This is a genomic window from Amycolatopsis jejuensis (assembly GCF_000717335.1).
Lineage (GTDB): Bacteria > Actinomycetota > Actinomycetes > Mycobacteriales > Pseudonocardiaceae > Amycolatopsis > Amycolatopsis jejuensis.
Genome location: NZ_JNYZ01000015.1, coordinates 139,447 through 161,153, shown reverse-complemented (window position 1 = coordinate 161,153; position 21,707 = coordinate 139,447). Strand labels below are relative to the sequence as shown.

Genomic DNA, 21,707 nt, shown 5'->3' with positions numbered 1-21,707 from the left:
TCCGGGTGGCTCGGGGAAGCGGGTGGTCAGGTGCCGATGAAGAATTCCGGGGTGGGGCGGCAGGCTCCCCAGGCGTCGAATCCGGAGCGGTCGTGCCATGCCTTCGGGGGCATGTCGCCGTCGATGACCGCCATCTCGAGCGAGAGTTCGAGCCGGTTGCCGTCGGGCGTGCGGTAGTAGACGAAGATGTTGCCGCCCAGAAGGTGCCGTCCTGGTCCGAGTTCGATGGCGAGGCCTGCACTGGCGAGCGTGTCGCAGGCGAGCTTGAGGTGTTCGAAACTGGACAGCGCCAGCGCCCAGTGGTGCAGGCGGCCGGTACCGCTGTTCACCGTCACGTCGTGGTGCAGCGAGCCCTTCCGCATGAAGGCGCCCTCCCACACCCCGGACCCCGGGTTGAGCTCGATGTGCTCGGTTTCCTTCCACCCCAGCACATCGAGGAAGAACCGCGATATTTCGGAGACATCGGGGGCCTGGATGGCGATGTGGTCGAGATCGAGCGGGTGGAACCCGCGCAGCCGAGGATGGGCCGGTGCGGCCAGTACGGGATAGCGCTTGTCGGCTACCGAGACGTACTCCATGTCGAGCCCGCTGGGCAGGGTGAACCGGATCCCTTGCTCCTGGCCGGGCTCGGTACCGTCGCAGCGCCGGACGGCGATCCCGTGGTCGGCAAGGCGGCGTGCGGTCTGGTCGATCTCGTCCACATGGTCGACGCGGAAGGCAACGTGCTCGATCCGTGGTGGACCCTCGCGGAACGCAACGTCCCAGTTGTCGTCAAGGCCGCAGCCGAGGTACACGGTGCCGTCCTCGCGGGCGAGCTCGACCATGCCGACGACGTTGAGGTAGAAATCGAGCGTGCGGCCGAGATCCGCCACGCTGAACTCGACGTGCTCGATCTTGTGCGTTTTGGGAACCACGGGTCATGCCTCCGGGACGATAGGGAGCAGGATGGACGCCGGGCGGGCCTTCCCGGCATAGAGCGTGACGGTGCCGCCGAACACCTCGGCCGGACGGTCCAACGGATCGGAGTGTTTGCCGTCATCCCGTCCCGCGACGGTCAGTGCCAGCGTGTATCCCTTCGGCACGACGACCGAGGTCGGCCAGATCTCGACCTCCAGGCCGTACCTCTCGCCCGGGGCCAGCGGCTGTGCTTCGTCGTGAGTGTGGAAGGGACGCCACGGGGTGCTGAGGTCCGGGTCGAGCTTGCGGTGGGACGCACGCAGCCAGCCCTGGGAGACCGGCATGTGCGGATCGTTGGCGCCGGCGAACGTGATCTCGCGGCCGTCGGGAGCGTACACCCGTAACGTCAGGAAAAGATCGGCATCGGTGGTCGACGACGAGACGAAGAGCGACGCGGCGGCCGGGCCGGTGATCTCGGTGTCCGCCGAGACCACGGTGCAGAAGGTGATTTCTTCTTCGAGTGCACGGTAATCCAGGCACTGGTCCTCGGCGGGCGGCTCCGGCGTGAGAGTGCGTGCGGCGAGGTCCAGGTAGAGCCGCGTCCACCGGGTGCGCGGGATCGGCCAGCCGTCCTCGTGCCGGAACGTGGTGGTGCCGTCGATGTGGCGGACGTTGAGCAGTACCGGCGGGGTCGCGTCCCAGCCGTTGTCCTCGCCTTTGAGGAAATGGTCGAAGAAGCGCAGCTGCAGTTCCCGGCCGTAGTCGGTGTAGAAGTGCGCCCAATGCTCCCCGACGTGCAGCTCCAGCCATTTCCGCGGCGAACCGGCGCGGAGGAACCCTTCGACGTTGCCGCGCAGGTGCAGGCCCTGCCCGCCCAGGTTCCCGGCCGACAGCACGGGCACGGTGATCCGGGAAAGGTCGGCGTTCCGCTCGCGCAGGTAGTCGTCGATCAGCGGATGGTCACGTATCTCGGCGATGAGGTCGGCCCGGCTCGCCGCACGCTCTTCCTCGGTCCGCAGCTCGTCGCCGAACGCGAGGACACCGGTGACCGGATTGCGTTCGCCGCGCCCGGCAATCCCGTGCTGGGCCTTCGGAATCCGGTTTTCGAACCAGCGCATGAGGAAGTTCGTCAGTATCCCGCCGTTCCGGCGCACCTCACGGTAGTGGTCGGCGGCGCCCTCCCACGGGCAGATCGCGGCGAGGCCCGGTGGGTTCAGCGCCGCGACCTGCCATTGGTTCATCGCGGAATACGAGATGCCCTGCAGGCCTACTTTCCCGGTGCACCACGGTTGCGCGGCCGCCCAGGCGACGCAGTCGTAGAGGTCCCGGGTTTCCCGCGGGGAGAACTGGTCGACATAGCCGGGGGAGCGGCCCATGCCCCGGGAGTCGATGCGCACCATCGCGTAGCCGTGCGGCACCCACTTCTCCGGGTCGGCCACTTCCCAGTTGGCGTACTTGCTGCTGGTGCCCGCAGGGACGTCGGGATGGTCCTGGCACAGGCGGCGCCACTGCTCGGGGCGGCCTTCCTCGAAGCGCAATCCCTTGCCGTACGGGCCGCAGCTGAGCAGCACCGGGTACCGGCCGCCGGGAACCGGGCGGAAGACGTCCGCGCGCAGGGCGAGCCCATCGTCCATCACCACCGGGATGTCCCAGTCGATCCGCATCCCGTCTCGTGTCTCGCTCAATCGGGCTCCGATCTGTTCGTCCCGCCCCGCCATCCTCGGCCGTTGCTTCCGATCTGTCAACGAATTTTGATCAGAAGTGGCGTCAATGAGCTTCCATCAAAGCACTTCGGCGATAGTTTGATCAAACTAGGATGCCGTGTCCTATCCTGAGGCCGCCGGATTTCCGGGGGGTGCGCCGCCGCGGAAGGGGGACCCGGACCGGCCACGTCACGCCGGTGGCCCTTTACCCCAGGTTGCAGATTGATATAATCAAGGCCTCACGACCCAGGAAAGCCGGAATTGGTCGGGATAGTTGATCAAATCCGGTGGCACGACGGCCGGTCGGAGGATACGTCCATCCTTGCGCATCACGGTGCGCGGCGACGAACCGGGTATGGAGGCTGATGTGGTGGCGGGGGCACGGAAGCGGAACAGCACGGGGCCGACGCGAGTCGAAGCGGCCATTGCGGCCCTGCGAGAGGAAATCATCACCGGGAAGCTCGCCCCGGGCACTCCGCTGCGGCTGGAGGCGCTGGCCGAACGTCTGGGGATGAGCATGATGCCGGTCCGGGAAGCCTTGCGCGGACTCGAATCCCTCGGCCTGGTCGAGCAGCTGCCCCGGCGCGGGGCCCGCGTCGGCATCTATTCGGTGGAGGACCTGTACGACACCTACGAGGCCCGGCTGCCGCTCGAGGAGCTGGCTGTCCGTCGCGCGGCCGAGCGGTTCACCGAGGAGGACACGAAGCGGGCCCAGCGTGCCCTGGAGGACCAGATGGCCGCCGTCGCGGACGGCCGCGTGGCCGATGCCCGAGAGGCGCACACCGAGCTGCACATGGCGATTTACGAGGCAGCCGGGTCGGATTGGCTCACCCGGCTGATCAAGCCGTTGTGGGCGAACAGCGAGCGGTACTGGATCCTGACGAACTCCACCAGGGGATCCGAGGAAGGCCAGCGGGAGCACGAGCGGATCATCGACGCCTGCACCCGGCACAACCCCAACGTCGCGGTCCGGGAGCTGCATTCGCACCTGGCCCGTGCCGCCAACCTGGTGGCGCGCCGCCAGTTCGACGCGGAGGACCTGTTCTGAGACACCCGGCGAAGCTGCCCCGGTCCGAAGTGGACCGGGGCAGCTCGCTGGTTACGGCACCGGGACGAGTGCCGCCTGGTCTACTGCGTCGGCGTACGCCGCAAGGATTTCCCCCGGCGCGGTGGGCGTGATGGCTGCGGTGAAGTCGTCCGGCCGCACCAGGTAGGTGGTTTCGCCGGTCGCGCCGAACCGTGCCGTCAGGTCGCCGCGGACGTCGAAGTACGTCCGGGCGCGGGCCGGGGAATCGACCGGCGCGTCCCGAGCGCTGATCACGAGCTGGTTGAGCCCCGGTGGCAGATCCCCGAGCAGCGGCACCGAGTCCGGCCTGCCCGTGAAGGTGAGCGCGGCGAACTCCTTGCCGAGCAGTTCGTGCAGCCGCCGGGTGCAGCCGTCCGGGCCGACCAGCGTGCCGTCCGGTACCCGGGTGCCGACCGCGACCGGAGGCCGGAGCCCTTGCCCCGGCGGCGCAGGGGCGCCGTAAGTGAGTCCGAACAGCGCGCCGTTGTACGCGCTGAGCCATCGGCTGCGGGGATCGCGCAGGCTCCGTTTGCGCCGGCGCGAGCGCGCCGCGTTGACGAGCGGGTTGGCGGAGAACTCCATGAAACCGCGGGACCGCTTCGACATCGCGTCGGCGGTCACCGCGATCACCGGCTGGCGTTCGGAGCTGTAGGAGTCCAGCAATCCCGGCCCGGCCCACCCGCGCAGGACCCACGCGAGTTTCCAGCCGAAGTTGAACGCGTCCTCGAAGCCGGAGTTGAGGCCGAGGCCGCCGATCGGGGTGATGAGGTGGGCGGCATCCCCGAGGAGGAACACGCGCCCGTCGCCGAAGCGATCCGCGACCCGGCCCTGTGCGCTGTACTGGGCCCAGTCCAGGACGGTGAAGTGCTGTCCAGGACCGATTTCCTGCTGAACCCGTTCCCGGACCTCCGCTTCGGTGGCCTGGGGCGCGTCGTTCGGCGCGGCCCAGCCCACCCGCCAGAATTTCGGCAGCCGGACGCGCGTGAAGAACCCGTCGGCATCGCACACATACGACAGCGGACCGGCCGGGAGGTCGGCTTCGATGTTGACCACCACGAACTGCTCGGGCGGCGTCAGCTCCTGCAGCCGAAGGTCGAGCTGACGGCGTACCGTGCTGTGCCCGCCGTCGCAGCCGACGACGTACGATGCCTCGAAATCCGCGCTGCCACCGTCGGTTTCGAACTTCAGCAAGCACCGCTCGCCGTCCTGCTCGAGCGACGCGAGCCGGTGGCCGAAGCGCACCTCCACGCCCAGTTCCTGCGCCCGGGCGAGAAGGATCGGTTCGAACTCGTGCTGGGGCAGGTTCAGGAAGTACGGGAACGCTGTTTCCGTCATCAGCTCGGACATGTCGATCCGCATCAGCGGTTCTTCGGTGCTCTTGTGGAGGAAATCGAGGCTCTCGATGCGGATGCCTTCCTCCCGCACGCGGTCGATCACCCCGAGCCGGTCGAAGATCTCCAGGGTCCGCGGCACCACCGTGCCCGCTTTGGGCGCGGTGGACGTGGCCGGGTTCCGCTCGAAGACGGTCACCGCGATTCCGTGGTAGGCAAGCCAAGCCGCCGCGCAGAGCCCGACGGGACCGGCCCCGACGATTGCGACGCTCCGCTTGCGGTCCGCTTCTTCGCCCGGTTCCCGGGCGCTGGGTGATTTCGTGGCAGTCAACGGGTGGGTGCTCCTTGCGTTCGTGGTCTTCAACCGCAGCACGATCCGCCGTGGTGCGCGGCTGCCGGGGCCTCTCGCGCTTCCGCGGCTTCCCTCGGCATCGCGCCGGCCGGGTAGGACCAGAGCTCGTCGATTTTCCCGCCGTCGACGTGAAGGAACAACTCGTGCGGCTCACCGGCTTGCGCGAAGGCGAGAGTCGCCCCGGTATCGGCGAGCGCGACGCCGACCCCGGCCAGTATCGACGGGCCATCGGCCGTTTCGGGCAGCCGGCTCAGGTACTTCGCGATGATTTCGGCGGGACCGTGCAGGTCGATCCGCTCGTGGCCGCCGTCCACGTGCAAGGTCGCGTCCGTGGCGAACAACCGGTGGCCCCAGTCGTCCAGCTCTGTGCGGTCGAGCGCGATCAGCAGGCGGGTGACGAGGGCTTCGGCGGGGGTCTGCGTGTACATGTCGGGTCCTCCCTGCCTCAGACTTGCCGGACGATCAGAGTATGCGGCCCGACCGTGGTCGTGACCTCGATCCGCCCGCCGCGGGGAGCTGCTCCGTCCACCTGCTTCCCGTCGAGCAGCACCTGATAGGTCGCCTGGTCGATCAGGTTCGAGACAGTGAGCGAGGTCGGACGGCCGAGGGCGTGCCGGTCGGCGCTGGTCACCGAGACGTTCAAGGTGCGGTTCGTTGCGGTGTAGTAGGCCTGCCGGACCCGGACGGTCGGATAGTCGACGCCTTCGAGTGTCGGCTCCAGGAACTTGGCGGTGTTCGGGTTGACGTGCAGGTCCCGCCAGTCACCCGGATTGCTGAGGGTGAAGGCGGGCATGACCCAGCCGTTGTACTGGCCGCGCGGCCACCGCTCGCTCAGGCCGAACCCGAGCGAGAATTCGCCGTGCTCGTCGTCCCAGGTCGGCTCGTAGTTGTTCTCCATCCAGCCGCGCAGGGCGCTGTAGGTCTCCAGGTCGCCGAGCTCCAGCGCGCAGGCGGCGCCCAGCCCGGTCGCGGCGTTGGAGTCGATCTCCATCCCGGCGACGGGGGACAGGAAGGCCGTGCCGTCCTTCTGCTCGCAGAAGAACTGGTGGATCATGCCGTCGTACATCCGCTCGGCGGTCGGCCGGTCCAGGCCGATCGCGTGCCAGGCCATCGACGCGTAGATCCCCGCCGACTGCTGGCCGGGTTCGTTCATGGTCACGTCGACCACCGGGTCGTAGATGCTCGTGGTGGTCGTGATCCGGCCGGTGTCCGCGTCGACCGGGTGGTAATGGCGCCGCGCGTAGCGGTTCCAGTTGTGGAAGGGAGTCAGCAAGGTCGTCCCGTGCATGACGTCGAACAACCGCACGGCGGTGCCGGTCAGCAGGTTGCACAGCGGGAAGATCTTCCCTGCCTCGCAGGCGATGCCGGGCCAGCTTTCCCGCCATTGGCGGGCAATGAGCTCGTTCAGTTCCCGGTGGTCGTAGCGGAACCGGTGATCCTCGTCGTAGACCACGTCGAAAGGCCGGTCGTACTTGTCGTCGCCGGTGACGTAGCCGTACAGCGACAGGGCGAAGTCGAGGTATCCCTTGTACATCAGGTTCTGGCCGCCGCCGCGGACCGGGTCCGGGTCGAACTCGAACCCGCCGGAACCGTTGCCTGCCCACCCGGTCATGTTGTACTTCCCGGCGAGCCCGGGCGGAATCCAGGCCTGCCACTCCGGGGGGTAGTTCTCCCGGTTCGGGTCGTCGCCCTGGTACTCGAGCCATTCGTAGAGTGCCCAGTATTCGAGGTACCGGTCGCTCATGAAGCCGAGTACCTCGCCGTACACCTCACGCCACGCCGGAGTCGCTTGTGCCATCGACGCCAGCGACCACATGTTCCAGGAGAAGTCGTAACGGGCGAAGTTCCCGGACGGCGTGAACGACCGGTCGTCCCACGACTCGTGCGGCACGTCAGTTTTCGCCCAGGTACCACCGAAACCGACCTTGCGGTGCAGATGCGCGAGCCAGCCTATCGCTTCGTCGGTGAGCGCGGGTACTCCGGGAACGACCTCGGAGAGGGACCGCACCCGGCCCCGGAACGGCCCACCCGAACCCGGCCGCGGCTCGAAGGTGTCGAACACTTTCCCTTTCCACCATGGACCGGTTTGGGGAATGATTTCAGACATGTGAACTCCAGTGATCCGGGTGCGATGGTGCGTTTTCCTTGGCAGCCACCGGGAGGGAGATGGCGGTGCCGGGCCGGGCCGGGGTACCGAGCGGCCGGGCATGATGGCCGGGGAATTCACCTGTCCGATTCTCCGTCGGCGTTCCGGTCTCGAATCGAGCCAGGCAGCGCGTGCCTCGGCGGCTGCCCGGCAGTGCGCCTGCCCTCACCTCAGGCCTCCCGTTCGCGTGACCCGGCTGAGACCGGGCGCGTTCGCTGACTCCCTATCCTCAATTGTTTGATCAAAATTAGTTGTACTCTAGACGCTCTCGAAGGGCCATGCAAGAAAGCGCGGGGCGTACCCGCCTGGAGTGGGTGGAGAGACCGCCCCCTTCGGGCACCCTGCCACTTCGGCCGGGGACGAGATCGGAGGTGCGTCGACGCCGGACACCTGGCGTGCTGGTACTCCACTGCCGCCCCTCGGCGGGCCGGGGCTTTCGGCGGATGCGCCGTATCAGCTCGATGATCGGCTCGGGCGCTCTCCGCATTGCCAGGACGTGGAGCTTCCTTCCTCCTGGTGCCGCTGGGCCGTGGTGCCGCAGGCCCTTGACTGAGCCTTTCATTTGATCAAAACTTGGGGTTGAGGCCCTTCGGGGTAACTCCATGCGCGGGTCTGGGTCACTGCGGGCGGCCTCGGCGGCGCGCCGGCCCACCCGTTCGGGTGTGGCACTGCCGAGGCGGATCCGCTGTCCTCAAAGCCTCTTGAGACGAGGAGGTCCGGTGAAGGGTCCAGGCGACATCCTGCGGACGGCAGCCGCGCGCTTCGGCGGCAAGATCGCATTGATCACCGCTACGAGGACACTCACATTCGCTGAACTCGACGCGCTCGCCGACCGCGTTGCGGCCGGGCTCGCCGAGCGCGGGATCCGCAGCGGGCAGCCGGTGTCGCTCTACTCGCAGAATCGCTGGGAGTGGATCGCGGCCTACCACGGGGCGTTGCGGGCCGGTGCGGTGGTGAACCCGGTGAATGTCATGCTGACGATGGAAGAGCTGGCGTTCGTGCTGCGTGACTGCGGTGCCGCCGCGGTGTTCACCAGCGCCGAGCAGGCCCCCCGGGTCGCCGAACTCACCCGGGATCTGCCCGATCTCAAGGCTGTCGTCGCTTTCGGCGGCGCCGAGGGGGTCGTGAGTTTCGACGAGCTCCTGGCGTCGACGGGCGAAGCACCGCCGTTCGTCGCGGATCCCGCCGCGCCGAGCACAATCGGGTACACCTCGGGAACCACCGGCCACCCGAAAGGCGCGGTCCAAAGTCACCGGGCGGTGCTGCTCAACTGCGCGTTGACCGCGACGATGCACGGCCGTGACGAGCGGGACGTCGTGGTCACCGCGTTGCCCGCTCCGCATGTCTACGGCAACGTCGCCATCAACGGAACCTTCCTCGCCGGCGGCACGGTGGTGCTGATGGAACGGTTCGCCGCCGACGAGGCGCTGCGGCTGATCGGCGAGCACCACGCGACGATGTTCGAAGGCGTACCGGCGATGTACTCGATGCTGCTCTCTGCCGCGGAACTGGACACGGCCGACCTGTCTTCGCTGACTCGCTGCACCGTCGGTGGCCAGACGATTCCGTTGCCCACCATCGAACGGTGGGAAAAGCGTTCCGGGGCACCGCTGGTCGAGCTGTGGGGAATGACGGAAATCGCCGGGCTCGGCACCACCCACGCACTGCACGCACCGTCCGTACCGGGCTCGATCGGCGTGTCCCTGCCGGGGCTGGACGTCCGGATCGCCGACCTCAAGGACGTGCAACGGGACGTGCCTGCCGGCGAGCCGGGCGAGCTGATGGTGCGCGGCCCCTTGGTGATGCTCGGCTATCACGGGAATCCCGAGGCGACCAGGGAAGCGATCGAGCCGGATGGCTGGCTGCACACCGGGGACATCGCCACGATGGACGAAACGGGGCATGTGTTCGTCGTCGACCGGCGCAAGGACATGATCATCACGGGTGGCTACAACGTCTACCCGGCCGAGATCGAACGGGTGCTGGCCGGGCATCCTGCCGTCGCCATGGTCGCGGTGGGCCCGGTTGCCGATGAGGTACGTGGTGAGCTCGCTTGTGCTTACGTCGTCCTCGCCGGCAACGCCGCAGCGAACCAGGAGGAACTGATCGCCTACGCCGGTGAACATCTCGCCGCGTACAAGCGTCCTCGCGCAGTGCGGTTCGTCGATCACCTTCCCGCGACCTCGACCGGGAAGATCATGCGCCGGGAGCTCATCAAGCAATTCACGCCGTGAGATCGGCGTGAGGAGGGGGCCACACCGTGGACAAGGCGGCCGGGCAGCATTTGGATCTTGTCACGCTCCTCGACCGCGGGGAGGCGATCCGCACCGCGCTTGCGCTTCTTGCCGAGCACGGCGACATCGCGTGGATCGCCGAACCTGATGACGCAGGCGACCTGGTGTTGCGCACTGTCCACGGCGATCTGACCGGCCAGCTGCGCGGGTTGCACGTGCCACCAGGGCTGGGCTTGACCGGCAAGGTGCACTGCGCGGCCGTGCCGGACTGGGTGAACGACTATTTCCGTTCTGCGGCGATCACCCACACCTTCGATCGGCAAATCCGCTCCGAACGCGTCCGCAGTCTCCTGGCGGTGCCGATCGTGCATGGCAGGCAGAGCTACGGTGTCCTGGCTGCCGGGGTCAGGCACGACGGTGTTTTGAGCGATCGAGCCGTCGAGCGCGCCAACGAAGTCGCTGCGCAGGCAGCGCTTGCGTTCGCGGTAGCCGAACGCGCGAGAATGGCGCGGGAGGCTGCGGTGCACGAGGAACGCAGCCGCGTCGCCGCGGACCTGCACGACACGGTCGGGGCACTGTTGTTCGCCATCGGTTCCGGAGTCGCCGGCCTTGCCGAGACAGCGACCGGCAATCCGGAGTTCGCTGCGCAGCTGCAGCGCTTGCAGGCGCATGTCGCACAGGCGACGACTGCATTGCGCACCTCGCTCCGTACGTTGCGTGCGTCTCCCGCCACGCTCGCGCTTTCAGTTGCGTTGCAGGCCGACTGCTCGGCGTTCAGCGATCGGACCGGAGTCGCCGCTGAGCTGATCATTCTCGACAACCCGCCGGCCTTGCCGCCGTCGCGTGCCGAGGTGCTCATCGGTGCGGTACGGGAAGCTCTGCTGAACATCGAGAAACACGCCGGTGCGTCCGCGGTGGTGGTCACGGTGGGCCAGCGTCCGGGCGGCGGGGTGGTCATCGCGGTCACCGACGACGGCTCCGGGTTGCCTGACGGCTACCGGCCGGGACTGGGGCTCGGCAAAGCCGGGGAGGCGGTGGCTCGCCTCGGCGGAGTGCTGCAGATGATGACCGACCCGTATGGCGGGACGACTTTCCGGGTCGGGATCCCGTGCTGACCGGGCCGCGGGTCGGGGTGTTCGTGGTCGACGATCACCCGGTCGTCCGCGACGGAGTCGTCACCCAGCTCGGCCGCCACCGGGACATCGAGGTGGTCGGGCACGCCGCGACCGCGGCGGAGGCGGTCCTCGGGTGCCGCCGGGAGCAACCCGACATCGTCTTGCTTGACCTGCGGCTTCCGGATGCGCTCGCCGCGGAGGTGGTTCCGCGCCTGCACGAGGTCAGTCCCGCCAGCAAGGTCTTGTTGTTCACTGCGTTCCCCGAGCACGCGGCAGTGGCTCCCAGCCTCGCGGCCGGCGCGTGCGGTCTGCTCGTCAAAGACGCCACCGGCCCGGCCTTGCGAGAGGCCCTGCTCCAGGTGGCTCGCACCGGCAGCTACCGGGCGACCTGCCCGGCGTCTCCGGCGCAGGCCCCGATCACTCCCCGCGAGTACGATGTACTCCGGCTGGTGTCCGCCGGGCACACGAACGTCGAGATCGGGCAGCAGCTCGACCTGTCGCTGAACACCGTGAAGACCTATCTGCGCAACGTGATGCAGAAGCTCGGTGCGCGGAACCGGGCGCAGGTGATCACCAACGCCCGGATCCACGGCCTGCTCTGACCTCAGTCGAAGGTCAGGACTGCCTTGACCACCTTGCCGTGGTGGGCGGCGTCGATCGCTTCGTTGATCCGGTCGAACGGGAAGGTGGTGATCAGCTTGTCGAACGGAAACCGGCCGTTTTGATACAGCTCGATCATGTGCGGGATGAACTGCCCGGGGATGGCGTCGCCTTCGATGACGCCGACCAGCGACCGGCCGAAGAGCAGGTGCCCCTGGTCGATCGTCAGCTCATTGGTCATGCCCTGGTATCCCACGCTCGCGCAAGTTCCGGGCGACTGCAGGCATTCGAGCGCTTGCCGCACGACGCCGGGGAGGCCGATACAGTCGACCGAATAGCGGGCGCCCGTGCCGGTGATCGTGCGGATCGCCTCGACCGGGTCGGCGTCGTCCGGGTCGACGACATGGGTGGCACCAAGTTCCGTGGCCAGTTCGCGGCGCGCTGCCTGGGGGTCGACCGCGATGATGGTCGAGCAACCGGCAACCTTGGCCGCCAGTATCGCGCTCAGCCCGACCGAGCCGGCCGCGAACACCGCGATGCTCGAACCTTCTTCGGGCGCCAGCGAGTTGAGGACCGCGCCTGCTCCGGTCTGCACGCCGCAGCCGAGCGGGCCGAGCAGTTCCAGCGGCAAAGACGAATCGACCTTGATCGCGTTGCGCTCGGTGGCGATCACCTTCCGGGAGAACGACGACTGGCCGAAGAAGTGGCCGAACACCGGGCCGTCCTTCGAGGACAGCGGGGTGCTACCGTCCAGCCGCGCGCCGGACAGATTCAGCGGGACGAAATCGCGGCAGTGCGTCATCACTCCGGTCTTGCAGTGGTCACACTGCCCGCAGAAGTTGTACGTCAGGACGACGTGATCGCCGGTGGCGAGGGAACCGACGCCTTCCCCGACGGCTTCGACGATGCCGGCACCCTCGTGCCCGAGCACCACCGGCAGCTGCCCGTCGACCGCGGTGGCGATCACCCCGAGGTCAGTGTGGCAGACGCCCGACGACACCAGACGCACCAGCACCTCCCCGGCCCTGGGCTGCTCGATTTCGAGCTCCTCGAGCGTGAGCGGTGCTTGCGCTTGTCGTAACACGGCTGCTGTGGTGTGCAACGGACACTCCTTTGTGGTCTCCCGGCATGCGTCTGCTGCCTGCTGTCGCCGATCGTCGGCGACGCCGGTACGAGGCGGCACACCCGTTCGGGTGTGCCGCCTGCTCCGTTTTCCGGGCTTGATGGAACGTGGTGGATGACGACCTCGTGAGCTGGCTCGTCCAGGACCGGCGACCGGTCGTGCCGGTGCGGGTCGGCATGATCCCTTCGCTGGAGATCACCGCCGGGGGTGGCCGGGGACGTGCCGCGGGTCCGGACGTTTCCGGAGCAGCGCCTCGTCGCGGGGCAGTTCGCCAAGTCCCGCATCACTTCCCGTTCGATGCGGCTGCCCACCCCGGACGGCGAGGAGGTGACCACTGCGTCGATGCCGCTGGCCGACCTTCACGCCTCTCCGGGCGCCAGTGTTGGCGCTTCGAGTGAAGCGCCGTCCGGCCGCTTCGACATTGGACAGCTACGTCGACTCCTTGTGTGGCGACTGGCTCCGGCTGGGCAACGCGAACGACTCCGCGCGGTCTTCCAGATGCGAAGTGGTCCGTGATGCCGCCGATCACCCGCGAGGGGCGAGCCGAGTGCGCTCGTGCTGCTCGGCAGGGGTTCGTCCGAGGACTGCCCCGCTCCACCTGACGGGGCGGCACACCCATCCGGGTGTGCCGGGTGCCCCGTTTTCCGGGCTTGATGGAACGTGGTGGATGACAACCTCGGCGTGGAGGGCTCATGGGCGGTTCGGAGGCGGATCTCCGGCCCGAGATCGCGATCGCGTGGCGGCGGGCGGAGCTCAGCGGGCTGGATCCCGGGTCCGGCGTGTCGGCGGAGGATTTCGGCGAGGTCGATCGCGGCAGCACGCTGATGGTCGCCGCGGAGCCAGTGCTCGACGTGCTCGCCGGGCAGCTGCGGGGGACCCGGTTCAGTGTGCTGCTGGCCGATCACGAGGCGCGGATCGTCGACCGCCGGTTCGGCGAGAGCCGGTTGGCCGATGCGCTCGACGACGTCCTGGCGGTGCCCGGGCACCGGTACACGGAGGAGGTCGCCGGGACCAATGCGCTGGCGACCGCGTTCGAGATCCGGCGGGGGATCACGGTGGTCGGGGCGGAGCATTTCCTGGACCCGCTCAAGGGTTTCTGCTGTTACGGGCACCCGATCACGCATCCGGTGACCGGGCGGCTGGCGGGCGTCCTGGACGTGACCGGGCACGCGGCCGACGCGACCGACCTGCTGCAGCCGTTTCTGACCCAGGCGGTGCGCGACATCGAGGCGCGGCTCTTGGAGGGCAGTTCGGCCGGGGATCGCCGGTTGCTGGCGGCTTACCGGGCGCGGACGGCCCGGACCAGCCGTCCCGTACTGGTGCTCGACGAGGGCCTGATGCTCGCCAACCAGGCCGCGACCGACACGTTCGATCCCGCGGCGGCCCGTGGACTCGCCAGGGAGCTGCAGGGGGACGAGGGCTCGTGCCGATTGCCTGCCCGTGCGGGGGAACCGGTCGACGTGTCGTACACGATCCTGCCGGGCACGCGCCGCGCGGTGCTGTTCGAAGCTGTCGAAAGCAAGCCTTTCCGGCCGCCGGTACCTCGGAACCGGCAGTTGCCGAGTCTCGTGGAGGCACTCGCCGAGCATCGGCGCCGACGTTCCCGCCTGCTGATCCACGGTGAGCCGGGGAGCGGCCGTACCACCGCTGCGCTGGCGCTGGCGGGTCCACATCCGGTGACGGTGCTCGATGCAGCTGGGGAAATCGTTGCGCGGGAAATGGATCACCTCGTCGTGATTGACGGGATTCATTTGCTCGACAGCGCGGCTGCGGTACGGCTGGCGCATCTGCTGGACAGCTCGTCCGGCTGGTTTGCCTTCACCAGCTGTCCGGAGAGCGAGCTGTCCGGCGAGCACGCCGGGCTTGCGGCGCGGTGTACCGGCCGTTGGCGCACCGAGCCGTTGCGTGCCCGCCGGCACGAGTTTCCGTTGCTGGCCCAGGAGGTTCTGCGGAGTCAGGGCAGCAGCGCGCGGCTGAGTACGGGCGCGGTGAGTGCGTTGAGCCGGCACCATTGGCCGGGTAACCTCGCCGAGCTTGCGGCTCTGCTGCGCGAGCTCGGCCGCGACGGCGGGGTGATCACGACAGCGCATTTGCCGGACATTTTCCGCCGTCCTGCCCGGAATCTGCCGGTGCTGGCCCAAGCCGAACTCGATGCGATCACCTCCGTGCTGCTGCGGTGCCGCGGGAACAAGGTCCATGCGGCGGAGATTCTCGGCATCGGCCGCACGACGCTGTATCGGAGGCTGAAGGAACTCGGCATCGAGTGAAGGTGTTCCGGATCGGCACAGTTACCGGTGATCGTTCGCCGACATGCTGGGCGGCGGTACTGCAACGACGGAGGCAACTGTGACCCCAATGCGGCAAGACGACTACGTGATGACCATCAACGGGAAGCCCGCGCGTTCGCGGGCGACTACGCCGGTCTTCAACCCGGCCACGGGCGAGACGATCGCCGAGGTCCCGGTGGCGAGCCAGGACCAGCTCGACGAGGCGGTTGCGGCGGCCCGTGCGGCTTTCCCGGGCTGGGCGGCGACCCCGATCGAGGAACGGCAGGCCGCGGTCGCCGCGATCGGCGACCGGCTGGAGGCGCACGCCGAGGAGTTCATGGCGCTGCTGACGCGTGAGCAGGGCAAGCCGCGGGCGGGTGCCGAGTGGGAGGTCGGCGGGTCGGTGATCTGGTTCCGCGCGATCGCCGGGCAGTCGCTGCCGGAGGAGGTGCTGGAAGACAGCGCCGAGCACCGCGTCGTCACCCGGTACACGCCGCTCGGGGTGGTCGGCGGCATCACGCCGTGGAACTTCCCGATCCTGCTTGCGGTGTGGAAGATCGCCCCCGCACTGGTGGCCGGGAACTGCCTTGTGCTGAAGCCGTCGCCGTTCACGCCGTTGTGCACGCTGAAGCTCGCCGAGCTCGTCGCCGATCTGCTCCCGCCCGGAGTGTTCAATGTCCTTTCCGGCGACGACGATCTCGGGAAATGGCTCACGGCGCACCCGGGCATCGACAAGATCGCCTTCACCGGCAACACCGAGACCGGTAAGCACGTGATGCGTTCAGCGGCGGGTAACCTCAAGCGCATCACCCTCGAACTCGGCGGCAACGACCCGGCGATCGTGCTGCCCGACGTCGACCCCGAGAAGGTCGCACCGCAGCTGTTCTGGGCGGCATTCCAGAACAACGCGCAGTTCTGCAATGCTGCCAAGCGGGTTTACATTCACGCTGATGTTTACGAGCAGGTCCGTGATGCGCTGGTCGCCTACGCCCGCACGGTGAAAGTCGGCAACGGTGCGGAAGCCGACACCGACCTCGGCCCGATTCAGAACCGGCCGCAGCTGGAGAAGGTCAAGGAGTATTTCGCCGATTGCACCAAGAATGGTTACACCTTCGCACTGGGCGGTGAAATCGACGAGTCCGCGCCGGGCTGGTTCGTGCCCGTGACCCTGGTCGACGATCCGCCCGAGGACTCCCGTCTGGTCAAGGAGGAACCTTTCGGGCCAATCCTGCCTCTGCTGCGCTGGAGCGACGAGGAGGACGTGATCGCGCGCGCGAACGACACCGAGTGGGGCTTGGGTGCGAGCGTGTGGGGCAAGGATCTGGAGGCCGTGGAACGGATCGGCCGCCGGATCGAAGCCGGGACTGTGTGGCTGAACGAGGTCCATCAGTATTCGCCCGCGCAGGCCTTCGGCGGGCACAAGCAATCCGGCATCGGCTGCGAGAATTCCCTGCACGGGCTTATGGAATACACGAACTGGCAGACCATCACGATCAACAAACGACCGGACACCGTCTGATCCTGCCGTGGTGGTCCTGCACCAATCCGGGGGCCGGGATTCGGAGTCGCCGACCACCGTCCCGGCCCTCCGGAGCGGAGGTGCCGACGACTGCCCATGATCTGCCCGGCCACGCTTGTCGGTATCTACGACGCCTGCCTGTGGGCGACCTGGTCACCACCATGGCCGAGGAGGGCGCAGAAGCTGACAGCCACCCCCGACGCCCAGCGCGACGGCCACATCGACCCGGCACTTGCGCCGGCGAACGTCCTCGCGATGATGGCGCTCACCGGGTCACCGGCTAGCTTGTTCTACGCGCCCGGCCGACCCGGAAGCCGATCTCCGGCGACGACGCGAAGGTCTCGTCGAGAGGGCCTGGCGCGGTTTCCGCCTGCAGGGGTGACCGCCGATGGGGTCAGCTCCCGGGAAAGCGCCTTGGTGCGCCGTTGTGCCTGGCGCGTTCGCGTTGTCATGTGCCCATCCTGACACATCTGGAGCACCGTGGAACGGCGTACTAGAACTCTCGGAGGAGCCGTCTCATGACCACTCCCGTCACGATCGTCGGCCCGGGCTCGGCGGTCTCGTCCTCGCCCGCGTCCTGCACGTCCGTGGCATCCCGGCCGCGGTCTACGAGGCCGAACCGTCCGCGGCCTCCCGCGCGCAGGGCGGCCTGCTCGACATCCACGACGACAACGGCCAGCGGGTCGTCGACGTCGCCCGGCTGACCGCCGAATTCCGCCCACCGATATATGACCAACCGCCGGCTTCTCGATGGTGTCCCCTGGCGAGTCAGTGTCGGCTCGCCTTGGCGCGACGTGTCATCCGATTACGGCTGCTGGCAGACCTTCCACGGCGTGTTCCGGCGCTGGCAGCGGGCGAGCGTGGACCCGGCCGGATCGCGTGCTGGCGGACAAGGCCGATAGTTCCCGCGCCAACCGGGCCTTCCTTCGGCGGCGAAGGAGCGCGTGCCCGATCCCCGGCCCGCTGATCAGATCCGTCATCGCCGTAACCGTGGCAGGCCAACCGCGTTCGATCCGGAGATCGACAAGCAACGCCACGCGGTCGAGTCAGGCCCTAGGTGTACTGACCTGGGAGGTTGGGAACGCGGCTGGCGGGTGGGTGGCCGCCGAGTGCGGTGTGGCCGTGGTGGTGATTGTAGGTGTGCAGCCATCGTGGTAACGCCGCGCGTCGTTCGGTTTCGGAGCGGTAGGGGCGGGCGTAGGCCCATTCGTCGAGCAGGGTGCGGTTGAACCGTTCGACTTTGCCGTTGGTCTGTGGCCGGTAGGGGCGAGTGCGTTTGTGGGTGATGCCCGCGCTGGTGAGGGTGTCGCGCCAGAGGCGGGACTTGTAGCAGGATCCGTTGTCGGTAAGTACCCGCTGGACGGTGATTCCGTTGACATCAAAGAAGACCTGAGCGCCGCCAGAACGCGACAGCGGTTTCCTTCTTCTCGTCGGGCAGGATCTCGGTGTAGGCCAGCCTGGAGTGATCGTCCACGGCGTTGTGCAGGTAGCCGTAGCCGATCGGTGCCCGGTTGTTGCGGCGTTCGGTGGTGGTGGCCCGGGCGTTGCGTCGGCCTTGGGCGCGATCGAGCACACGGTGCCCGCCGCCGTCGGGGATGTTGCCCAGTTTCTTGATGTCGACGTGGACCAGCTCGCCCGGGGTGGCGCGTTCGTAACGGCGGATCGGGCGGCCGGTGGCCCGGTCGAGATGGGCCAGGCGGGCCAGGCCGAAGCGGACCAGCACACGATGCACGGTGGAGGGCGCCAGCCACAGGAAGAACGCGATCCGTGCCGGTCCCCACCGGCGCAGCACCCGGACCTTGACGATCCGCCGTTCGGTGCGTGTCGGGGTGCGGCGCGGGCAGTGATGCGGGCGGCTGGATCGGTCGGCCATGCCCCCCTTGCCCCGCGCTGCCACGCGGGAGTCGCCCTCAACTACGTTCGGTACGGCGGCTATCGGTCGTACGTCAACCTGCGAATCTTCTATCGGGCGGCTCTTGCCAGGTGTGTCGAACGCGCAGTCTCGATATGGAACGGACTCGGCTCGCTGAACTGGGTTTACCGGGTTGCCGACGCGGGACTCGGGTGTCTGAGTACCAGACGCGGTTGAAACCCGCAAGACGCGAGAACGGCCAAGTTTGCGAGCTACTGTAATGTCAACCGCCCAGCGCGGGAGAAGCTGGCAGACCGAGGAGATCGGGAATGCGAGACAAGCTGGACGTACACGGCTATCTCAAAGAGATATTGAGATCTCCTGATTCGTGGGCCGCGTCAATGGCAGTTGATCTTGTCAAAGCAGAAGAAGCAGGAATCGACGAAGTGATATTCAAGTCATTGAGGCGTGAAATACGGTCTGGCAAAGTGCCCATCCGGGCATTGAGGATTCTTGCTGAGCGCGATCGCGATCGCGACCCGAATCCTATGTTGGACCTCGTCCCGGACGGGCAGGTCAGGGCAGTCGAAAATCCGTCGAGCAAGATTAGGAGCGCGATTCAGGCACCGATAGTAACAAGATACCAATTGGGCTTCAGTCGGCTCCGCCAACTTGACCCACTGGGCCAGTACGACACGATCCTCAGGTATTACCCCGCTACTGTGCGAATGGATGCGACAAAAGGCCTGGGTGATTCCGGAGAGGCGAACGCTCTCGTTCCCTTGATGGAGGCATTGAAGGACACCTCCCCTACGGTGCGTACTGCTCGGAGCGGACGCTATCCGCCGGCTCGGCAACGCGGGATTGCGCGAACACGTACGGGCGCTCCCGGTTCGGGAGTTGCTGGTCGATCTCCTTCAGGACCTCCTTCGTGATACGAGGATCGCCGCAGCGCGAGCGCTCGGCTCATTGGGCGAGTTTGAGATGCTGCAGGAGCACAGTCCAAAATCATCCCGCGATCAGCGCGAATGGGCAAGAATTCTCCAGGGCGAGATTCCGTCGTTGAAACGAACATGGCCGGGGGATCTCACGATCTGATTGCCCATCATCGGTTGGCACATGCAGCAGCCCCGATCCGTACGCCGCAGCGCGATTTGCGTCGCTCGCTTCGGCGCCCGTCCGGAGCTGGCTGACGTCGTCCGCCGCGTCGCGGCCGATTCGCGGCCGGATGGTCGGGACCGGGCTTGCCGCCCTCCGGCAGCGCTCCTCCGGGCAGGGAACACGGTCGTCGTGGTGGCCCCGGCCAGTGACGAAAGCGGCACCGGGGCGCGCTCACCGTGCACGGGTTACTGGGCCTGACCCGGCCGACCGCCGACCCCGAAGTCTGGGCGGTCGGCGGCCACCCCGCCGATGCCGCGATGGTCGGACTGTGTTCCGGGTGCGCCGCCACGCAGCCGGACCTCGTCGCGTCGGGAATCAACAACGGCAACAGCGTCAGCTCTGCCGCGTTCCACTCCCGAACCGTGGCGGCGGCGATCACGGCGGCCGAACTCGGGGTGCCTGCCATCGCGGTCAGCGGGCCGTCAGCTCGCCAACCGGACACGAGTCCCGCTCATTTCGCCGCTGCGGCCGATTTCGCTGCCCGCTTGGTCACGGCTCTCGCCACGCGAGCGGGCGGCGGCCGCTGTTGCCACCGGTCATGATCCTGAACGTGAACTACCCCGCAGGCAGCCGCGCGAACGCGGTCGTCGCCGCGCCGGGTGCCACCTCACGGGACGCGATGATCAGCTACTCACCGGGTCTGGCGGGCGCGCTGTGTGACCTCCCCGTCGGCGGCCAGCTCCATGCGCAGCGCGTGCGCGTGGCCGACCTCGTCGGGGATCAGTCGAGGGGACTGGGGCGCGCATGTGGGACGACGCAGAAGATCGGCAGGCGTTACTTGATGAAGTCCCGGTGGCTGGATGTCCGAAGCAACCGGGAAGGCTGCGCTGGTCCTGAGGGGTCAGGCCTGGACGAACCCGCGTAGCGCGGCGGAGATTTCCGGTACGTCGATGCGGCCTTGACAGGCGTTGAGCACCATGTTCTCTGCCTTGTCCACGTCCAGTGGCTCGGCGAGCGGGTGGCCGTTGATGTCCAGGAACACGATTGCGCAGTTCCAGGCTGCGCGTTTGTTCCCGTCTTGCATCGCATGGTTGCGGGCGAGGGAGTGCAGCAGGGCGGCGGCTTTGTCGAACAGGTCGGGGTAGGCGTCCTGGCCGAAGACCGTGGACTGGGGCCGGGCCAGGGCTGATGCCAGAAGCCCGTGGTCACGGATGAGCGCCGGAGATCCCAGCACGATTGCCATGACCTCCTGTACGTCTCCGAGGTCGAGGTAGTGGATCACCGGTTACTGCGCGAGCCGCTTGTTGAGCTCGGCCGAGATGCGCGCGGTCCGGACAGCTGCGGCGACGACCCGGCGGCGGCGAAGGTCGGCGACGACGGCGTCGTGGGCAATCTTCTTCACGGACACGCCCTCCTTGCCGGCTGCCTCGCGGATCTGGTCCATTTCGTCCTCGGTGAACTGCACGTTCAACGCTGTCATACCCGTATGGTACCTGACTAGGTACCGTGTTTGGTACCTACGGCGCTGACCAGGGGATATGGGGGAGGTTGTGAACATGGCCGCTACGGTGGGTGACGTCGGGGCGGCGGGCGGTGCCCCGGCCATCTCGCCGGTCCCGAATTCCCGGACGGCCTTGTCGAGCGCATTCCGGCGACGGAGCGTCTGCCGGCCGGAGGTTTCCGGCCGGCCCTGGCGCACCCCTTGGCAGTGCCGTCGACAAGCACATCCGCGTGCCGAGCCGGCGACATCCTGACCTTCGCTGTCATCGAACCAGACACCTGCGACCCTCTGTTCGCGGCGGCGGTCGACGCGCACACCGAAGGAGCTGTCGGGTCCCGGGCGCGTCCGTTCGAAGGACACGTCCAGCGCCAGCTCCGCGACCGGTGCAACCCTCTCATCGGCGCTGGTGCAGCACTCGACCTCGCGCGGATCCACCTGCTCGCTGGTGACGCGAAGACGCCGGTCTCCCTGGGGACGTATCGGGTCGCTCTCGCTCCGGCGTATCTCCGATGTCGAGCGATCCGGGGAGGTCAGGCGGATATGCTTCGATTAGCGGAGTGGGTGACGAACCATGCTGAGGCGCACGTCAGTTGCTGGTGTGTGGTTCGAGCCTTGGCGGGGTGACCGACTCTGCGTGCGCGTTGGTGGCTGGGCAGTTCCTCTGTGGTCGTTCGTTGAGTCGGCTGCCCGTCCTGCGGGTGGGTTGGTGGACGACGGTGCCGTGCCGATGCCGCTGGACGGTCGCGGCCTCGAACCACCCCGACTGGCACTACCGATCGGCACGGCGCGGGGACATCGGTGCGTGGTTTGGGGCGCCGGCTGCCGGGGTGGCACCGCAGATGACCGATAAAGCCAAGCCGCGACAGGTCGCCCGGCCCAGCACTTCCAAGTGGTCAGGAC

The 21,707-nt window shown here is 67.7% G+C and carries 18 protein-coding genes and 1 pseudogene; 9 read left to right on the top strand and 10 right to left on the bottom strand.

The window, feature by feature from the left end:
* Positions 1 to 26 precede the first annotated feature (26 nt).
* Both OO71_RS22560 and OO71_RS22555 read right to left on the bottom strand, forming a co-directional pair.
* Positions 27 to 914: a VOC family protein gene (locus tag OO71_RS22560; protein WP_033291804.1), complete on the bottom strand. Its 888-nt coding sequence runs from the start codon at positions 912 to 914 to the stop codon at positions 27 to 29.
* 3 nt (positions 915 to 917) lie between these two features.
* Positions 918 to 2,582 carry a CocE/NonD family hydrolase gene (locus OO71_RS22555; RefSeq protein ID WP_211260582.1) on the bottom strand — a complete coding sequence of 555 codons (1,665 nt, stop codon included), beginning with the start codon at positions 2,580 to 2,582 and terminating at the stop codon, positions 918 to 920.
* Positions 2,583 to 2,922: 340 nt separating this feature from the next.
* Here OO71_RS22555 and OO71_RS22550 point away from each other — a divergent pair, with 340 nt between their 5' ends.
* Positions 2,923 to 3,648, top strand: coding sequence for a GntR family transcriptional regulator (locus tag OO71_RS22550; RefSeq protein WP_051791930.1), 726 nt, complete (start codon positions 2,923 to 2,925; stop codon positions 3,646 to 3,648).
* Between the two features lie 51 nt (positions 3,649 to 3,699).
* Here OO71_RS22550 and OO71_RS22545 read toward each other — a convergent pair whose 3' ends face one another.
* From OO71_RS22545 to OO71_RS22535, 3 genes are read right to left on the bottom strand one after another with little or no spacing between them, the layout of a single operon-like run.
* Entirely contained in the window at positions 3,700 to 5,328 is a 1,629-nt protein-coding gene (locus OO71_RS22545) for an FAD-dependent monooxygenase (protein WP_033291803.1), read from the bottom strand.
* Between the two features lie 29 nt (positions 5,329 to 5,357).
* Positions 5,358 to 5,777, bottom strand: a complete 420-nt coding sequence (locus OO71_RS22540) for a nuclear transport factor 2-like protein (protein ID WP_033291802.1) — start codon at positions 5,775 to 5,777, stop codon at positions 5,358 to 5,360.
* Positions 5,778 to 5,794: 17 nt separating this feature from the next.
* A complete protein-coding gene (locus OO71_RS22535) occupies positions 5,795 to 7,456 on the bottom strand; it encodes a linalool dehydratase/isomerase domain-containing protein (RefSeq protein WP_033291801.1) in 1,662 nt (553 codons plus the stop codon).
* Between the two features lie 758 nt (positions 7,457 to 8,214).
* Here OO71_RS22535 and OO71_RS22530 point away from each other — a divergent pair.
* The 3 genes from OO71_RS22530 to OO71_RS22520 are packed head-to-tail and all read left to right on the top strand — an operon-like array spanning position 8,215 to position 11,446.
* Entirely contained in the window at positions 8,215 to 9,729 is a 1,515-nt protein-coding gene (locus OO71_RS22530) for a class I adenylate-forming enzyme family protein (RefSeq protein WP_033291800.1), read from the top strand.
* Positions 9,730 to 9,755: 26 nt separating this feature from the next.
* On the top strand, positions 9,756 to 10,844 hold the full coding sequence (locus OO71_RS22525; RefSeq protein WP_033291799.1) for a GAF domain-containing sensor histidine kinase: 1,089 nt from the start codon (positions 9,756 to 9,758) through the stop codon (positions 10,842 to 10,844).
* On the top strand, positions 10,838 to 11,446 hold the full coding sequence (locus OO71_RS22520; RefSeq protein ID WP_033291798.1) for a response regulator transcription factor: 609 nt from the start codon (positions 10,838 to 10,840) through the stop codon (positions 11,444 to 11,446). Before OO71_RS22525 ends, OO71_RS22520 begins: the two co-directional genes overlap by 7 nt.
* A 2-nt stretch (positions 11,447 to 11,448) precedes the next feature.
* On the opposite strand, the gene OO71_RS22515 is transcribed toward OO71_RS22520, so the two are convergent.
* The gene (locus OO71_RS22515; protein ID WP_033291797.1) at positions 11,449 to 12,546 is read right to left on the bottom strand and encodes an NAD(P)-dependent alcohol dehydrogenase; all 1,098 of its coding nucleotides are present in this window, start codon (positions 12,544 to 12,546) and stop codon (positions 11,449 to 11,451) included.
* A 713-nt stretch (positions 12,547 to 13,259) separates the two neighbouring features.
* On the opposite strand from OO71_RS22515, the gene OO71_RS22510 reads away from it, so the two are divergent.
* Together OO71_RS22510 and OO71_RS22505 are read left to right on the top strand one after the other, a co-directional pair.
* On the top strand, positions 13,260 to 14,834 hold the full coding sequence (locus OO71_RS22510; protein WP_033291796.1) for a sigma-54-dependent Fis family transcriptional regulator: 1,575 nt from the start codon (positions 13,260 to 13,262) through the stop codon (positions 14,832 to 14,834).
* A gap of 88 nt (positions 14,835 to 14,922) precedes the next feature.
* On the top strand, positions 14,923 to 16,353 hold the full coding sequence (locus OO71_RS22505; RefSeq protein ID WP_033291795.1) for an aldehyde dehydrogenase family protein: 1,431 nt from the start codon (positions 14,923 to 14,925) through the stop codon (positions 16,351 to 16,353).
* Positions 16,354 to 16,846: 493 nt separating this feature from the next.
* On the opposite strand, the gene OO71_RS53370 is transcribed toward OO71_RS22505, so the two are convergent.
* Positions 16,847 to 17,089 carry a hypothetical protein gene (locus tag OO71_RS53370; protein WP_033291794.1) on the bottom strand — a complete coding sequence of 81 codons (243 nt, stop codon included), beginning with the start codon at positions 17,087 to 17,089 and terminating at the stop codon, positions 16,847 to 16,849.
* Here OO71_RS53370 and OO71_RS52330 point away from each other — a divergent pair.
* Positions 17,082 to 17,255 (top strand): transposase, encoded by a 174-nt coding sequence (locus OO71_RS52330; RefSeq protein ID WP_245633749.1) that lies wholly within the window; start codon positions 17,082 to 17,084, stop codon positions 17,253 to 17,255. The two genes, OO71_RS53370 and OO71_RS52330, sit on opposite strands and share 8 nt — an antisense overlap.
* Before the next feature lie 151 nt (positions 17,256 to 17,406).
* Here the strand turns inward: OO71_RS52330 and OO71_RS52320 are convergent.
* Positions 17,407 to 18,256: pseudogene (locus tag OO71_RS52320) on the bottom strand (IS481 family transposase); the annotation flags it as partial.
* 1,286 nt (positions 18,257 to 19,542) lie between these two features.
* On the opposite strand from OO71_RS52320, the gene OO71_RS46570 reads away from it, so the two are divergent.
* A complete protein-coding gene (locus OO71_RS46570) occupies positions 19,543 to 19,908 on the top strand; it encodes a 5'/3'-nucleotidase SurE (RefSeq protein WP_051791928.1) in 366 nt (121 codons plus the stop codon).
* An 8-nt stretch (positions 19,909 to 19,916) separates the two neighbouring features.
* Complete coding sequence (locus OO71_RS50265) at positions 19,917 to 20,231, top strand: hypothetical protein (protein ID WP_156096485.1); 315 nt, start codon at positions 19,917 to 19,919, stop codon at positions 20,229 to 20,231.
* Here OO71_RS50265 and OO71_RS22485 read toward each other — a convergent pair.
* A complete protein-coding gene (locus tag OO71_RS22485) occupies positions 20,208 to 20,588 on the bottom strand; it encodes a type II toxin-antitoxin system death-on-curing family toxin (RefSeq protein WP_245633748.1) in 381 nt (126 codons plus the stop codon). The genes OO71_RS50265 and OO71_RS22485 overlap by 24 nt on opposite strands.
* 3 nt (positions 20,589 to 20,591) lie before the next feature.
* Positions 20,592 to 20,786 (bottom strand): hypothetical protein, encoded by a 195-nt coding sequence (locus OO71_RS22480; RefSeq protein WP_033291793.1) that lies wholly within the window; start codon positions 20,784 to 20,786, stop codon positions 20,592 to 20,594.
* Positions 20,787 to 21,707 lie beyond the last annotated feature (921 nt).

Bases quoted from the DNA above. Each gene is read 5' to 3' on its own strand.
- OO71_RS22540 (WP_033291802.1), bottom strand. From the start codon at position 5,777: ATGTACACGCAGACCCCCGCCGAAGCCCTCGTCACCCGCCTGCTGATC.
- OO71_RS22535 (WP_033291801.1), bottom strand. From the start codon at position 7,456: ATGTCTGAAATCATTCCCCAAACCGGTCCATGGTGGAAAGGGAAAGTG.
- OO71_RS22510 (WP_033291796.1), top strand. From the start codon at position 13,260: ATGGGCGGTTCGGAGGCGGATCTCCGGCCCGAGATCGCGATCGCGTGG.
- OO71_RS22505 (WP_033291795.1), top strand. From the start codon at position 14,923: ATGCGGCAAGACGACTACGTGATGACCATCAACGGGAAGCCCGCGCGT.
- OO71_RS52330 (WP_245633749.1), top strand. From the start codon at position 17,082: ATGACCAACCGCCGGCTTCTCGATGGTGTCCCCTGGCGAGTCAGTGTC.
- OO71_RS22480 (WP_033291793.1), bottom strand. From the start codon at position 20,786: ATGACAGCGTTGAACGTGCAGTTCACCGAGGACGAAATGGACCAGATC.